14 protein-coding genes and 1 other RNA gene are annotated in these 16,074 nt (G+C 45.7%); 4 read left to right on the top strand and 11 right to left on the bottom strand.

What is annotated here, in order from left to right; genetic code table 11:
- Positions 1-456: 456 nt before the first annotated feature.
- From ssrA to ACY652_RS17650, 3 genes are all read right to left on the bottom strand, one after another.
- Positions 457-824, bottom strand: a transfer-messenger RNA (tmRNA) gene (gene ssrA, locus ACY652_RS17660).
- Between the two features lie 90 nt (positions 825-914).
- A complete protein-coding gene (locus tag ACY652_RS17655) occupies positions 915-2,147 on the bottom strand; it encodes a pyridoxal phosphate-dependent aminotransferase (protein ID WP_462265704.1) in 1,233 nt (410 codons plus the stop codon).
- Positions 2,148-2,234: 87 nt separating this feature from the next.
- The gene (locus ACY652_RS17650) at positions 2,235-2,627 is read right to left on the bottom strand and encodes a DUF1573 domain-containing protein (RefSeq protein WP_462265703.1); all 393 of its coding nucleotides are present in this window, start codon (positions 2,625-2,627) and stop codon (positions 2,235-2,237) included.
- A 132-nt stretch (positions 2,628-2,759) separates the two neighbouring features.
- Between ACY652_RS17650 and ACY652_RS17645 the strand changes: the two genes are divergently transcribed.
- The 3 genes from ACY652_RS17645 to aroC all read left to right on the top strand — a co-directional run bounded on the left by ACY652_RS17645 (position 2,760) and on the right by aroC (position 7,085).
- The gene (locus ACY652_RS17645; protein ID WP_462265702.1) at positions 2,760-5,192 is read left to right on the top strand and encodes an alpha-ketoacid dehydrogenase subunit alpha/beta; all 2,433 of its coding nucleotides are present in this window, start codon (positions 2,760-2,762) and stop codon (positions 5,190-5,192) included.
- Positions 5,193-5,279: 87 nt separating this feature from the next.
- On the top strand, positions 5,280-5,858 hold the full coding sequence (locus tag ACY652_RS17640; RefSeq protein ID WP_462265701.1) for a nitroreductase family protein: 579 nt from the start codon (positions 5,280-5,282) through the stop codon (positions 5,856-5,858).
- A 135-nt stretch (positions 5,859-5,993) separates the two neighbouring features.
- Complete coding sequence (gene aroC / locus ACY652_RS17635) at positions 5,994-7,085, top strand: chorismate synthase (protein ID WP_462265700.1); 1,092 nt, start codon at positions 5,994-5,996, stop codon at positions 7,083-7,085.
- Between the two features lie 7 nt (positions 7,086-7,092).
- Here aroC and ACY652_RS17630 read toward each other — a convergent pair whose 3' ends face one another.
- The 7 genes from ACY652_RS17630 to ACY652_RS17600 form a co-directional block, all read right to left on the bottom strand.
- A complete protein-coding gene (locus ACY652_RS17630) occupies positions 7,093-7,827 on the bottom strand; it encodes a heavy-metal-associated domain-containing protein (RefSeq protein ID WP_462265699.1) in 735 nt (244 codons plus the stop codon).
- 78 nt (positions 7,828-7,905) lie between these two features.
- On the bottom strand, positions 7,906-8,466 hold the full coding sequence (locus ACY652_RS17625) for a helix-turn-helix domain-containing protein (RefSeq protein ID WP_462265698.1): 561 nt from the start codon (positions 8,464-8,466) through the stop codon (positions 7,906-7,908).
- 450 nt (positions 8,467-8,916) lie between these two features.
- Complete coding sequence (aroA, locus tag ACY652_RS17620) at positions 8,917-10,167, bottom strand: 3-phosphoshikimate 1-carboxyvinyltransferase (RefSeq protein WP_462265697.1); 1,251 nt, start codon at positions 10,165-10,167, stop codon at positions 8,917-8,919.
- Between the two features lie 235 nt (positions 10,168-10,402).
- A complete protein-coding gene (locus tag ACY652_RS17615) occupies positions 10,403-11,533 on the bottom strand; it encodes a chorismate mutase (protein WP_462265696.1) in 1,131 nt (376 codons plus the stop codon).
- 162 nt (positions 11,534-11,695) lie between these two features.
- Positions 11,696-12,529 carry a prephenate dehydratase gene (locus tag ACY652_RS17610; protein ID WP_462265695.1) on the bottom strand — a complete coding sequence of 278 codons (834 nt, stop codon included), beginning with the start codon at positions 12,527-12,529 and terminating at the stop codon, positions 11,696-11,698.
- Between the two features lie 277 nt (positions 12,530-12,806).
- Positions 12,807-13,865 carry a 3-dehydroquinate synthase gene (aroB, locus tag ACY652_RS17605; RefSeq protein WP_462265694.1) on the bottom strand — a complete coding sequence of 353 codons (1,059 nt, stop codon included), beginning with the start codon at positions 13,863-13,865 and terminating at the stop codon, positions 12,807-12,809.
- A gap of 2 nt (positions 13,866-13,867) precedes the next feature.
- A complete protein-coding gene (locus tag ACY652_RS17600) occupies positions 13,868-14,074 on the bottom strand; it encodes an RNA-binding S4 domain-containing protein (protein ID WP_462265693.1) in 207 nt (68 codons plus the stop codon).
- Between the two features lie 67 nt (positions 14,075-14,141).
- On the opposite strand from ACY652_RS17600, the gene ACY652_RS17595 reads away from it, so the two are divergent.
- Positions 14,142-15,353: a proline dehydrogenase family protein gene (locus tag ACY652_RS17595; protein WP_462265692.1), complete on the top strand. Its 1,212-nt coding sequence runs from the start codon at positions 14,142-14,144 to the stop codon at positions 15,351-15,353.
- Between the two features lie 41 nt (positions 15,354-15,394).
- Here the strand turns inward: ACY652_RS17595 and ACY652_RS17590 are convergent, their stop codons facing one another.
- Positions 15,395-16,027 (bottom strand): HAD family hydrolase, encoded by a 633-nt coding sequence (locus ACY652_RS17590; protein WP_462265691.1) that lies wholly within the window; start codon positions 16,025-16,027, stop codon positions 15,395-15,397.
- Between the last annotated feature and the right edge of the window lie 47 nt (positions 16,028-16,074).

Below are 16,074 nucleotides of genomic sequence, written 5' to 3'. Positions count from 1 at the left end.
CTACGATTTTGATGTGATTGGCTCAAAAGATTGATGGTGTTCCGGGGTTTTTAAAAGTCAGCTGCAAACTATGGCAGCAATAAATTACGTTCAATCGGTTAGCGGATAATAGGCTTTTCCGTCCGTTCAGCTTAATAGACCTGATCCCGCCACAGGTCCAATACTTGAAGAACAGCTTTGAACATGTTTAATGTGATCCATTTCGCAAACTATGAACATTTTATTTAATGAGTTGAAGTATATACTGGAGAATACGCTGATGTTGCTTACATACCTAACAAGTCGGATTTGGGTAAAAAAAAGCCGAATCAGCTGGCGACATTAGTGAATTTATTAAACCGATTAGATAAGTGATAATCTGAATAATTAAACAAATGGAAATCAGCCCCACAATCAGCACCACAACTTATTAAAAAACTCCTAAATAGCTTATTTATAGCTATTTAGGAGTTGGATTTGTGGAGCCGGAGGGATTCGAACCCTCGTCCAAACATGGTATAAGGTAAGCTTTCTACATGCTTAGTGCTGTTAAATTGTCGGGAAGGGGAAGGTCAGTTACTCACCTGTACCATCTTCCGTAGGTGCTTTATCTCGTTCGCTTATCACACCTTAAGCAAACCAGTTTTGTTTTTCGATGCCCCATATACCGGTTCAACAAAACGGAACACCGGCGGGACAAAAGCTATGCTAATTCTAAATTAGGCAGCTAAGGCGTAGTTGTTTTCGCCATTTGAAATTTTGAGCGTTCTGATTATAGCGCTAATTCACCCAACGCGCTGCATGCTTACTTACTTATCTCCATCCTGTCAATTCCGGTCGACCCCATCTTTTTGAGCAAATCCAGCAAAACCTGCGGGGATAAGCATGGTTCAAAGGTACAAACTTTAAGCCAGAATTTTCTGCCTGTTGCTCATTTATACAGGTAATGTTGTATGCAGCGCCTCGGTGCCGGTTAACCGGCCCGGATACACCTGTAATGCTTTGTCCAGGCAAATCATCGCCTTATTCAGGTCATGGCTATTTAGTACATAGGCCATCCGTACTTCATTTATCCCTGCACCGGCAGTGCTGTAAAAGCCGGTGGCAGGCGCCATCATTACCGTTTCATTCTCATGAATAAACTCTTCCAGCATCCACTGGCAAAATTTATCAGAATTGTCAATCGGCAGGCGGGCTACTACATAAAACGCACCACCGGGGTTAGGGCAAAACACCCCTTCCATTTTGTTCAGGGCGTTTACCAGTACATCACGCCGATGGGTGTATTCAATACTTACGGCATCAAAGTAACTGTCGGGTGTATCAACCGCAGCTTCGCCGGCAATCTGCTCCAGCATACCGGGGCTAAGGCGGGCTTGCGCAAATTTTAAAGCAGCGGTCAATACTTGTTTGTTCTTGGTAATCAGGCAGCCCAGGCGTGCCCCGCAGGCGCTGTAACGCTTACTTACGGTGTCCATCACTATTACATTTTCTTCCAGGCCTGTTAAATGCATAGGTGAAATAAACTCGCGCCCGTCATAACAAAACTCACGGTAGGCTTCGTCCGAAAACAGGTACAAATCATATTTCAGCACCAACTGCTTCAACGCCTCCATCTCCTCCCGCGAATACAGATAGCCGGTTGGATTATTCGGGTTGCAAATAATAATGGCCCTAGTTTTTTCAGTAATCAGCCTTTCAAACTCACTGATTGAGGGTAAGGCAAAACTATTTTCCATATAAGACAATATAGGCTTTACCACAATATCGCTCTGGCAGGCGAAACCGTTGTAGTTGGCATAAAATGGTTCCGGTATAATCACTTCATCTCCGGGGTTGAGGCAGGTCATCATGGCAATGGTGATGGCTTCGGAGCCGCCTGTGGTTACTATAATGTTCTCGGGCGCAAGCTGGTAATTAAGTTTATTATAATATTGTATGAGCTTTTTGCGGTAGGAGAGTGTACCCTCCGATGCGGTATATGCCCAAACTTTAAACTGGATGTTCTTTACGGCATTCAGCATACCTTCCGGCGTTTCAATATCCGGCTGCCCTATATTAAGGTGATAAACCTTTTTGCCTTCACTTTTGGCTTTTTCGGCAAATGGCGTAAGTTTTCTGATGGGCGAAGCCGGCATGTGCCGGCCTTTCAGTGAGATATCTGGCATGTAAGCAAAAGTAAAAAATTCTGTTAATAATAAAGGGAGATGCTGTTGGCATCTCCCTTTAAATATTTTGTTGAAACGTGTTGCTGCTTATCGTGTATTGGCCGCTACTACCTCGCCAATGATATTCAGGTACTTGGTAGATGTTTTGGCATTTGAGGTAACTACAATGGTTTTATTAAAAACCTGAACCACGGCGGCATTAAAAGTAATCTTAATGGTACCCTTTTCACCCTTTTTAACAGGGGTCTTGGTGTAATCCGCTATGGTGCATCCGCAGGTAGGTCTTACTTCGGTAAGTATCAAAGGTTCTTGCCCAACGTTGGTAAATTCAAATATGGTAGTTACCGGTTTACCAACAGGCACTTTTCCAAAATCGTGCTTTTCTTCGCTGAATTTAAATTCTGCTTTATTGTCATCCTGTGCTGACGCCTTAAATGCAAAGCCCAAAACCACCATGCACAATATCAAAAGTTTTTTCATGTTTTTATTTTATAACACAAATGTAATTTATAGAATGTAATTCTAAAATCAATTTAACAAATTTAACTTCACGTTTGTACCAGCAAATACAGAACAGAATTTTTTACATTTACCGCAAAAACAAAATTATATATGCCTGAAACCGCAACACAGGCAACCGGCGGAGCAAATGCTGCCGAGTTGAGTTTTGATGATTTCAAAAAGATAGTAATTGATGATTACCGGGTTGGCTATGAAAGCCGGCAGGCCAGTTTACTGGGCCGCCGCGAGGTGCTGACCGGTAAGGCTAAGTTCGGTATTTTTGGCGATGGTAAGGAAGTGGCCCAGCTGGCTATGGCCAAAGCGTTTAAACCGGGCGACTGGCGCGCAGGGTACTACCGCGATCAAACTTTTATGTTTGCCACCGGCATGAGCAACCTGAAGGAGTTTTTTGCGCAGTTATATGCCAACCCCGATCTTGAAAAAGATCCCGCTTCGGCGGGGCGGCAGATGAATTGCCATTACGCCACCCGGTATGCCAATCCCGATGGTAGCTGGGTAAACCAGGCCGAGCAGATGAACTGCTCGGCTGATATTTCTACCACCGGCGGCCACATGCCCCGCCTTTTGGGCTTGGCATATGCTTCAAAGTTATACCGAGAAAACCCGGATTTGACAGAGCTAAAGCAATTTTCAGTAAATGGTAACGAAGTGGCGTTTGGTACCATCGGCAATGGTTCAACTTCCGAAGGCTTATTTTTTGAAACCTTTAATGCTGCAGGCGTGCTGCAGGTGCCTATAGCAATATCCGTTTGGGACGATGCCTATGCCATATCAGTGCCGGCCAGTTTGCAAACTACGAAAGAAGATATTTCTGAAGTGTTAAAGGGTTTCCAGCGGGAGCCGGGGAGTAATGGCTATGAAATTTTTAAAGTACGGGGATGGGATTACGTTGCTTTGTGCGAAACCTACGCCCGCGCCATTGATTTATGCCGTACCGGGCATGTGCCTGTACTAATCCATGTAACGGAAATGACACAGCCGCAAGGGCACTCTACTTCCGGTTCGCATGAGCGTTACAAATCTAAGGATCGCCTGAGCTGGGAAGCGGAGCACGACTGCCTGTTGCAAATGCGCCAATGGATAATAAATTCGGCAATGGCTACCGCAGAAGAAATTGACGAACTGGAAGCGGCCGCAAAAAGAACTGTACGGGATGCACAGCGTGAGGCGTGGGAAGACTTGGCAGGCGAAATACAAACAGAGGTCCGGCAGGCTGTAAAAATAATTAATGGCCTGGCTGTAACAGCTACGCCGGTTGCTGAACTACAAGAGATTGCTGCACAGTTAGAACAATATTTAGATCCGGGCAGAAAAGAGGTGATTGCCGCTGCCCGTAAGGCATTGCGCCTAACCGTATCAGATAAACAGGCGCAACGCAGGCCGCTTGTGCAGTGGTTACAGCAGCAGGCAGTTGACAACGACGAACGTTTTAACTCAAAACTTTTTACTGATACCCCCGAATCACCTTTAAACACAAAGGCTGTAGCCCCGGAATACAACGAAGACAGTCGTATGATGGATGGCCGGGAATTGTTGAATGTTTGCTTTGATATACATTTCGGGCGCGATCCGCGTTTGGTTGCCTTTGGTGAGGACGTGGGGGCTATCGGTGATGTAAATCAGGGCTTTGCCGGCCTGCAGGCCAAATACGGCATTCAGCGGGTTACGGATACCGGTATACGCGAAGCTACCATTATCGGGCAGGGCATGGGCCTGGCCATGCGTGGCTTAAAACCCATTGCCGAGATACAGTATCTGGATTATTTGCTATATGCAATCACTGTATTAAGTGATGATCTGGCTTCGCTGAGTTACCGTACACGTGGCGGGCAAAAAGCGCCGCTTATTATCCGTACCCGTGGCCACCGGCTGGAGGGGATATGGCATTCGGGCTCGCCACTGGGCGTAATATTAAATACCCTGCGCGGATTGCATATTTGTGTGCCGAGGGATATGACACAGGCTGCCGGATTATATAATACCTTATTAAAAGGCGATGAACCCGCCATAATGATTGAATGCCTGAACGGTTACCGGCTAAAGGAAAAACTGCCAACCAATGTTGCCGACTTTACTATACCCTTAGGTAAGGCCGAAATCATACAGGAGGGAAACGACATCACGATCATCTCCTATGGTTCAACGCTACGCATTGTAATGGAGGCCGTGCAGGAACTGCAGGTTATGGGTATTGATGCTGAAGTAATAGACCCGCAAACCCTGTACCCGTTTGACAGGGATGAGCTTTGTGTTTCTTCGCTTAAGAAAACCAATAAGCTGCTGATTATTGATGAAGATATACAGGGCGGCAGTTCTGCTTATATTTTGCAGAAGGTATTAGAGCAGCAAAAGGGTTATTATTATCTGGATGCAGAGCCGCACACGCTTTGTGCCCGCGAACACCGGCCGCCTTATGGTTCAGATGGCGATTACTTTTGCAAACCCTCAGTTGATGATGTGATAGAAACGGTATATACCATGATGCATGAAGCCAATCCGGGTAAATATCCTGCATTGTATTAACCGTAACGGTGCTAAAGCTATACAAAACGGTACACACCTATTGGTATAAATAACTAATTTAGCGCCTGCCACAACAGGCGCTTTTTTATGAACGAACAATTTAATACCGTTGCTGACATTATTAAGTCGCGCCGCACTATAAAGCCGGCTACCATGAACGGCCGTAAGATAGCCAGAGAAGATATCGAAGCTTTGATCGGCCTGGCCGATTGGGCACCTACCCATGGATTAACAGAGCCATGGCGTTTTATTGTATATGAGCAACCCGCCGAGTTTTGCCGCAAACATGCCGAACTGTATCAACAAAATACTGCTGAAGAGAACTTCAAGCCAGCCGTTCATGAAAATCTGACGAAGATGGGTGATAACGCCTCGCATATTGTTGTGGCCTATATGAAGCGCGGCAGTAACCCTAACATACCGCAGTTTGAAGAAATTGCAGCCACTGCATGCGCCATTGAAAACTTTCTGCTGGGCGCAACTGCAGCAGGTATTGGCGCTTATTGGGGCACCGGCGGCCAAACGCTGAAACCTGCTATGAAGGAGTACCTGGGCTTAGCTGAGGAAGATCAGGTAATGGGCTTGTTCTACTTAGGCTATGCCGACGAGCAGCCTCAAGGCAAACGTAAAACACCATTAGAAGAAAAAGTACAGTGGATAGCGTAAATTCTTATATTGGTAACCTTGTCATTGCGAGGTACGAAGCAATCCCGTCGTACACAGAGTGGATAGGCATAGCTACAAGATTGCTTCGTACCTGCAATGACAGGTTGTTAAAGTACTTATAATCTAAAACACATTATGGCCGGTAATTCTTTTGGCAATCTCTTCCGTATTACCACTTTTGGCGAATCTCACGGGCCTGCGATTGGGGTAATTGTTGATGGCTCTCCGGCTGGTTTGCCAGTTGATGTAGCCTTTATACAGGCCGAGCTGGACAAGCGCAAACCGGGGCAATCCAAAATTACCACTCAGCGCAAGGAGAGCGATAAGGTGCAAATCCTGTCCGGAATGTTTGAAAACAAAACTACCGGAACACCGATTGCCATGCTAATTCCTAATGAAGACCAGCGTTCAAAGGATTACAGCCATAACCAGGATATTTTCCGCCCTTCACATGCTGATTATACCTACCAAACCAAGTATGGCGTACGCGACCATAGGGGAGGCGGGCGATCTTCGGCCCGCGAAACTGCGGCAAGAGTAGCCGCGGGTGCTATTGCAAAACTGCTGTTGAAGCAAACAGGTATTGAGGTGCTGGCCCATGTAAGCAGTGTAGGCAGGATTGATGCACCAAATGTGGATTATCATGATGCAGAAGCGTTTACTGCGTTAAGAGAAGCCAATATTATTCGCTGCGCTGATCCGGCTACCGCCGAAGAAATGATTGCCTGTATTGATGGCATACGTAAACAGGGAGATACCATAGGTGGTAAGGTGAGCTGTTATATCACCGGCTGCCCGGTGGGTTTAGGCGAACCTGTGTTTGATAAACTTCATGCCGAATTAGGCAAGGCTATGCTAAGCATCAATGCTGTGCATGGCTTCGAATACGGCTCGGGCTTTAGCGGCAGCCGGATGCGCGGCTCTGAGCATAACGATATTTTTGTGAGAGGTGCAGACGGTGCCATACAAACACGTACCAATTACTCAGGCGGTATACAGGGCGGTATAAGTAACGGTATGCCAATCGAGTTTACAGTAGCGTTCAAACCGGTAGCTACCATCATGGCCAATCAGCAAACCATAGATGCTGAGGGCGAGGCAGCAGAGATACAAGGCAAGGGCCGGCACGACCCTTGCGTGGTGCCGCGCGCTGTGCCTATTGTAGAGGCAATGGCTGCACTGGTAATAGCTGATTACTGGTTATTAAATAAGACTGTAAAGCTGTAACAACTATTTATAGCAGTTGGGCAAGCATAATACCGCTCATGGCAATCATCAACCCATCTTCAATGATAGTAACGGTGCTCATGGGCAAGTTAAACACTGCACCCAGGCAGGCGCATTTGATGGCCCGTTTATTCAGCACCGTTTGCAGTACGCCAATAATACTGATCAGCATTACAATAAATGCAACGGCATTGGTAATCAACGGACTAAAGTTAACAGCATAAGCCAATCCTAAACCAAGCTCCAGGAAAACGTAGATATAACCCCAGCCCCGGTATTTACGTGCTACCACATCATACATCTGGTAGGTGTCGGCAAAACCTTCCAGGTTCAATAATTTAAAAAAGGAGAATACCAGAAAAAATCCGGCCATAAATACCCGCATGGTTAGCATGGAAGAAAAGCCTGAAATACTGTTGCCTGCAATAAGTGAAATGGTAAGCAAGTAAGCAAATATTAATAAAATAGGCCTGTAAATTTGTAACCATGTACGGGTATCTGCTTCTTCATAGGCGCTGCTTAATGCAGGGGTAGGGGCATCGGTTAGCTGGTATTTCGGGTAATCCTTTAAAGTTTGCTGTAATTCGGGAGTGGTAATATGGTAATCCATGCTAATGGTAGCCCGTCCTTTTTCCAGATTTACTTCAGCTTGCTGTACACCCGGTACCTGGCTAAGCAGGTGCTGTACTTTAAACTGGCAACCGGTGCAGGTCATGCCGGAAATATTATAAGTATGTGTCATGTCTTTGAATTAGAATATACAAAGATGCACAACTTGTTACTGTTAACTTTATATCATTCAGGGCGTTTATTACATCATTTACAGTTCCTCAATATTTCGCCGTTTGTTCTGTTTAACAGCCTTAAAATGACCGGGTGTAAACCCGGTAATTTTTTTAAATTGGTTTGATAGATGTGCAACGCTGCTATAGCCTAACTGGTAAGCAATCTGGCTTAAGGTAAGTGCATCGTAAGTTAGCAACTCTTTCGCCTTTTCAATTTTCTGGCTGATGTAATATTTTTCAATCGTATTGCTCTCCAGCTCCGAAAACAGGTTGCTCAGGTAGTTGTATTCATAAGGAAGATGTGCGGTCAGGTAGTCGGAAAGGTTAATACTTATGGGTTCCGGCCGATGGTGTACTATATCAATAATGAGCGCTTTGATTTGATTTACCAGAGTGCCTTTGTGGCTGTCTACCAACTCAAAACCCAAATGCCGGAGCTTTTGATTTAGCTGCTCCATTTCATTCAAACTTAATACTTCTTTTATCTCAGCTTCCCCTAATGTTAGTTTTTCGACCGTATAACCGGTTTCATTAAGTAATGCCTCAACGTCCATCAGGCAACGGCGGCATACCATGTTTTTAATATGAACTACCATAATGGGAACGCTTGAATCAAAATCAGCTGGGCAGTATTGCCTGGCTTTACATAAGTTTAGCTATGCCAGCTTCACAAAAATACGTTTCCGGTTAGTACTACAGATTCATTTTATTATTTGTTGCACTTAAATTACTCATGAACTTGCCGGCCGCATCCTGTTCCGGTTTATATCATAAAAAGCTACCGGGTATGATATGCCTAAGCAGCAATTTTGTGACAAGGTCGCCATCAACTTCAAAGGAAAACCATAAATTAGTTGAGCGGTTAAAGCCCTGTAACTAACAAGCATTGCCAGGATACACAGCGTAAAAACAAGTAACTCATTAATGCCATTGCAAAAATCAACATTTAGTATGGCGTTAAACTTTAGCCTGATATGCTATACAATAAACACTTGCACAAACGGTTAAGTATGTAAACTTATGCCATAAGCCAATTACTATTGAGATTAGTCTATATCAAATCCGGCTTTTTCAAAGTCATTCCAAAAATCCGGGTATGATTTTTCTACTACTTTTGCATCCTCAATTTCCACCTGTGGTATTACTAAAGCCAGCGGCGCAAATGCCATGGCCATGCGGTGGTCCTCATAGGTTTTAACCTTAATGCGCTCCGGCATAAACCGTTTGCTGCAATCCAGTTTGTAAATCTGTCCCTTTTCAATCAGACTTACGCCCATTTGTGCAAGCTCATTTTGCAGTGCCTTTATACGGTCGGTTTCTTTAATCTTCAGTGTTTCCAGGCCGGTAAAGGTTGCTTCGTGCCCCAAAGCTGCACATACCACAATCACGGTTTGTGCTAAATCGGGGCAGGCTTTTAAGTCGAAGATTTTTCTAAGTATAGGTTTCGGCTCCTTTTTCAAGTAAACACCACCATCTTTGAATTGTGAAGTAATGCCAAAATTAGCCATCAGTTCCGTAAGCACACTGTCGCCCTGTAAACTGTACGCAGTAAGGCCAGGCAGAAAAAGTTCCGCCTCGTTAGCCAGCGCCGCTACGGCATACCAGTAGGAGGCCGCGCTCCAGTCCGGCTCTACCCAAATACTGCCTTCCCGGAAGGTTTGGTTGGCAATGCTAATGGTATTTTCATTCCATTGGTGCTGAATGCCGGCCTGCTGTAACATACTTAGGGTCATTTCCACATATGGGCGCGAAGTAAGCTCCCCTTCAATATGCAGGTGCAAGCCGTTTGGTAACTGCGAGGCAATTAGCAGCAACGCGGTAATATATTGACTGCTAACATCACCTTTAATACTAATACTGTCTGTGATTTGCTCAAGACTGCCCTTAATTTGCAATGGTGGGTACCCCTCATTTTCTGTATAATTGATTTTGGCACCCAGACTGCGGAGTGCATCTACCAAAATACCAATCGGCCGCTGTTTCATCCGTTCAGAACCGGTAAGCAATATCTCACCGGGCTGCAAAGCAAAATAAGCCGTTAAAAACCGCATAGCCGTACCTGCCGGGCCCACATTTACCACAGGCATTTCATTAGTCCCAATCAAAGCTTTACCTGAAAGAATTGCAGCTAATGTAACCGTATCTGCAGCATCTGATATGTTTTCTACCTTAACGGTGCCCTTGCTCAACGCCTCAATAACCAATGCACGGTTACATTCACTTTTAGAGCCTGTGAGTTGTATAGTGGCTTTGATGTTTTTAGATGGAGTTGATATGATGAGGTTGTTTGATGACATTCGCCTATTATAAGAATGAAAGATTAGAAGAACATTAATATTGTTATGGCGAGGTGCAAAGCAATCGCACGGAAGTATGACCGCCCATATAGAGCATCCAATTGCCAAACTACCCCACGCAATAATAAACTATTTATTGTCATTTCGACCGCAGGGAGAAATCTTCTGCCGCAGACCAGTTGCCTGAAGGAGATTTCTCCCTGCGGTCGAAATGACATTTTGGTAGTGGAAAGTATTATACGTGGGTTAAATTTTCCTTTGGTTGGTTTGCGCCTTGCCCGGCGTTCATAATTTCGGTTTGCTTGCGGATGGATTCACCATGAATAAGCTCCAGTAATTTTTCGGTGAACTCACCGCTTAGCTTTAACGCTTTAGCATAGTTGGTACGCTTTTGCAGGATTTCGTCCCAGCGATTTACCTGCAAAATGGTGATACCGTTTTCCTTTTTGTGGTTGCCGATTTGTTCTACAATCTGCATCCGCTCGGCCAGTTTTTGTATCACCAAATCATCAAGTTTATCAATCTGCGTACGCAGCTCCGCTAATTTATCCTTTAAATCAGTACTTACCGCTTCCGGTTTACGCAGGGTAAGGCGGTCAATCAGCTCAGCAAGTGCCGAAGGGGTAAGTTGCTGCTTGGCATCCGTCCAGGCTACAGATGGGTCGATATGCGATTCAATCATCAAGCCCTGCATATCCAGATCCAGCGCCTTTTGCGACACATAGGGTATCAGCTCGCGGTTGCCGGAGATATGGCTCGGGTCATTAATAATCGGCAGTTCAGGCGCATGGGTTTTCAGGTTGATGGCTAAATCCCACATCGGCTCGTTGCGGAAAGCCGTTTTTTCAAATGAAGAAAAACCACGATGTATAGCTGCCAGCTTGGTAATGCCGGCACGGTTGATGCGCTCCAACGCGCCAATCCATAAACTTAAATCCGGGTTAACCGGGTTTTTTACCATCACCGGGATGTCCACACCTTGCAGCGCATCCGCAATTTCCTGAACCGTAAAAGGGTTAACCGTAGAACGGGCACCTACCCAAAAAATGTCCACGCCGGCTTTCAGCGCTTCTTCTACGTGCTTGCCGGTGGCTACTTCAACAGCCGTAGGCAGGCCGGTTTCGGCTTTGGCTCGTTTCAACCACTCCAAACCAATACTACCAATACCCTCAAATTCACCAGGACGGGTGCGCGGCTTCCAGATACCGGCACGCAGGGCGCTTACCTTGCCGGTATTAGCCAGTAAGTGTGCGGTAGCTACCAGTTGTTCTTCAGTTTCGGCACTGCAGGGTCCGGCTATCAGTAACGGTTGTTTGCCGGTGTTAATCCAGCTGCTTAGTGGTTGTATGTTTAAATCGAGTTTCATGGCTGTTGATTTTTTCCGGAAGTCGGGTGTCCGAAAGACCGGAGTTGAATAATGTTAGTGATGTGATTTTAAAATATTGGTTATTTGTGTTTAACGGACTCCATATATGTTAATTGAGCTTTAGCTTCTGGTCTATCGGACATCCGATTTCCGGACTTCAATTTATTCTTCCCCGCGCAAATACTCACCCAGAATGTTGAAATTATGCGTGTACTTGAGTATCTGGCGGATAGCCATATCATAATTTCGGCTGTCGCTCCACTCAATGTCTACATAAAAGTTGTATTCATTACGTTTGCCCAGTACTGGCATGGATTGTATTTTGCTCATGTTTACGCCTTCCTGCGCCAGTATATTCAGTACTTTGGCCAGTGCACCCACTTCATTACTTACCTGAAAACACAAGGAAGCTTTATTGGCAGCCACCTGCTGCGCATTTTCATGATGGGTAAGAATCAGGAACCGGGTAAAGTTCTTCTTGTTGGATTCAATGCGGCGCTCCAGCACCTCCAGGTTATATAGCTGCGCGGCCAGCGTATTGGCAATAGCTACCGTATCCGTAAGCTGCTCCTCGCGGATGCGGCGGGCGCAGGCAGCGGTATCATTGCTTTCCACTACCTTTAAATGCGGATATTCATCGATAAAATCAATACACTGCCTTATGGCAATGGGATGGGAGATCACGGTTTTCACATCCTCGAAATTAACGCCGGGCAAAGCCAGCAGGTGTAGCTGGATAGGCAGGTACACTTCGCCCACCACCGGAAAGTTGTAGCTCAGCAGCAAACTGTAATTAGGCAGTATGCTGCCGGCAATGCTGTTTTCAATCGCCATCACTACATAATCAGCCTCACGGTTCTTCAGCGCTTCAAAGGTTTGCTTGAAGGAGTTGCATTCTACCGTCTCAATTTCGTTACCAAAATACTGAAAGGCGGCCTCCTCGTGAAATGAAGCGCGTATACCCTGTATGGCTACCTTTGGCTTTAACTTGTCCATAGTGTGCTTAAACAAAAAGTCCCGGCCTTTCGGGCCGGGACTTTTTGTTGTTTAATATGTTGTGTTTTTACATATCAGTCCCGGCTCTTACTGCTAAAGTAAAAGTAATAACCGAAGATGTATGCGTTTGAAACTTTCATTTTGTTGTTACGGTGGTAAATGTACACGTATAAATTAAAATGTCAACATTAAATTTTATTTTTTGTGAAAATTGATAGCAAGAACCAAATATTATTTTCAGCTGGCCCGTTCCTCCGCAAGGAAAAACTATCTGAAATTACAATGAAGCGTAGTACCTCAAGCTATCACACAATTCCTCTTCTGTACAAATGTGGTCTATTTCACATTCGCCTATTTTGGTGAGCAGGGTACAGTTTATTTCGGCACCCTTGTTCTTCTTGTCTTTACGCATCAGCTCATTTAACACCGTATGGCAGCCCTCATCCAGATAATATTTAGGATACCATTCCGTAATCAGACCAACAATCTCCTGCAACTCTTCAGCAGACAAGGTCAATTTTTTATGCGACAGCCAGGCTTCGCAGATCATACCGATGGCGATGGCTTCGCCATGCGTGAGGTGATTGGCATCATTTTCCAATGAGTAGGTTTCCACAGCGTGGCCAATAGTATGTCCAAAATTTAAGGCTTTCCTGAAACCGCGCTCATGCGGGTCATCCATTACAATCCGGTTCTTGATTTCGATAGAGCGGTTAACTAGGTCTTCGTTGGGTAACTGCAAACCGGCACTTACCAGATCATGCCAGTATCGGGCATCGGCAATCAACCCGTGTTTCAGCATTTCAGCCATACCAGACAGGATTTGCCGCTTAGGCAGGGTCTGTAAAAATTCGTGCGCTACAAAAACCGCTTTCGGGAAGGTGAAGGTGCCGATCAGATTTTTCACATGGTCTAAATCAATCCCTGTTTTACCGCCTACCGAGGCATCCACCTGAGCCAGCAGGGTAGTTGGTACCTGTATAAAATCAATCCCGCGCTTATAGGTAGAAGCGGCAAAGCCGCCCATATCGGTAATTACCCCGCCGCCCAGATTAATGAGCAGCGCATGGCGGTCGGCACTAAAATCTACCAGCATTTTCCATATACCGATGCAGAAATCGATGTTCTTATTTTCCTCGCCGGAGGTAACTTCAATCAGGTCATATTGCGGCAACTCATCCAACACGGGCTGCAATACCGGCAGGCAATGCCTGCTGGTCAGTTCATCGGTAAGTACAAATATTTTGGAATAGTTAGCCTGCCGGATGAACTGCAAAAGCCGCTGCATGGTATGGCGTACCACTACCGGGTAATCGGTGCTCTGTATTGTATCCATCTTTAAACAATCCTGATTTTCCGGCCCTGAAACTCCACGGTATCCCCAACCGTAACTTTAAGGCGCTTGCGGTAATCTATCTCACCGTTCCATTTTACTTTGCCTTCAGTCACCATCAGCTGGGCTTCGCCGCCGGTTTGCACCAGGTTGGTGGCTTTCAGCAACTGGATAAGCGGTATATAATCGCCCTCAAGTTTAAATTCAATCATGATACGGACAAAAATAAACTATTCAAACAATAATGAGTTATCTGCCATTCATTTTCTAATTTTGCATATGCTAACACCCGATGGCCCGGTTCAGCAACCGGCAAATCACACCCTGTCTTTTGAGGATACCGAGGTAGCTTTCCGGCATACTTCCAATGCTGATCTGAACCGTGCTTACTGGCTGTTCACCGCCATTAACAATAACCTGCTGGTAAAGGCAGGGCCGCCCATTACCAACTTTGCCATGCGCATTGGTTTGCCCATTAAAGGATTGATTAAAGCTACTATATTTAAACAGTTTTGCGGTGGCGAAACGATTGAAGAATGCAACAGCACCATTCAAAATCTGCGCCAGGGTGGGGTAGGCACTATTTTAGATTACTCGGTAGAAGGTGAGGAGGAAGAGTCTGTTTTCGATTTTACGAGGGACGAGATCATGCGCACGATTACCCGTGCCACCGGCGACCCGGCTATACCCATCACCGTATTTAAAATTACAGGCGTTGGCCGCTTTGGCTTGCTTGAAAAATTAAATACCGGCACGCTGTTAACGGCGGAAGAAGAAAAAGAATGGCAGCAGGTAAAATACAGGGTAGAGGCCATCTGCAAGAAAGCCTATACAGCCGGCGTTCCGGTGATGATTGATGCCGAAGAAAGCTGGATACAGGAAACCATTGACCAACTGGCCGTAGAGATGATGCGGAAGTACAATCAGTATAAAGTGATTGTATACAATACCTACCAGATTTACCGGCACGACCGTTTGGACCTGCTGCGCAAGGATTATCAGTTAGCAGTTAACGGTGGTTTTATGCTGGGTGCCAAACTGGTGCGCGGCGCTTATATGGAAAAAGAGCGCAGGCGGGCGGGGGAGCAGGATTATACATCGCCTATACAACCTGATAAGCGGGCCACTGATGATGATTATAACCAGGCGCTGCGTTTCTGCATCGATCATATCGACCATGTGGCGTTGGTTGCGGGTACGCATAATGAACAGAGCTGCCGGATGCTAACTGAAGTAATGGCCAAAAAGAAAATACCGTGTAACCATCCTCACATATATTTCTCTCAACTTTTAGGTATGAGCGATAACCTGAGCTTTAACTTAGCGGATGCCGGATATAATGTAGCTAAATATGTGCCTTACGGGCCTGTTAAGGCAGTACTGCCTTATCTGTTCCGCCGGGCGCAGGAAAACACCGCCATTGCCGGCCAGATGAGCCGGGAGCTGGGATTGATTATAAAAGAAAAGCAGCGGCGAAAGGCAGCCAAATAAATACAAAAGGGGCAAATGCTAATCACATTTGCCCCTTTTGATTAAAGCAGTCCATTGTTTTCAAAATATTTGATCAGTGTATCGGGCGCTTTCATCAGGTAAGTGCAGATACCCAACTTTTCGGCCGCTGCCAAATGTTGCGGACTGTCGTCTATAAACAAAGTTTCCTGCGGGATAAGCTGATTCTCATTCAGTACGCTTTCAAAAATAGCCGGCTCCGGTTTGCGCATACCTGTAAAATGGGAGTAATATACCTTTTCAAACAGGTGGTCATTGCCTTCAAAGCCAAATTCATCCTTCAGGTAATGCATAATATAGTCATAATGAATCGGGTTGATGTTGCTGAGCAGAAAAGTCCGGTACCGGGCTTTAAGTTGGAGCAGCAGCTCATGATAGCCCGGCGCAATCCCCAGCAGCATACTGTTCCAGGCCGTGTCAATCTGCTGGTCTGTTAATGCCGGGTTGCCGGTTTTAAGGCGTACGCTGTCCCGAAATTCTGCGGCGGTAACTTGGCCGCGGTCAAAGCGGTCAAACAAGGGATCCTGCTGCAAATGGCCGAAAAAAGACTCTACATCTTTAATGCCCAACTCCCGCCAGCCCTGCTGTGCCTTTTCAAAGCTGATGCGGAAGATTACATTGCCGTAGTCAAATATGATGTTCTTAATATTTTGCATATTTTGCTTTTAACTATGAGCGCAAATATGTAAAATTGCAGCCGGAA

It is taken from the genome of Mucilaginibacter sp., from assembly GCF_965200995.1.
Lineage (GTDB): Bacteria > Bacteroidota > Bacteroidia > Sphingobacteriales > Sphingobacteriaceae > Mucilaginibacter.
This window is presented reverse-complemented; position numbering and strand designations above follow the sequence as displayed.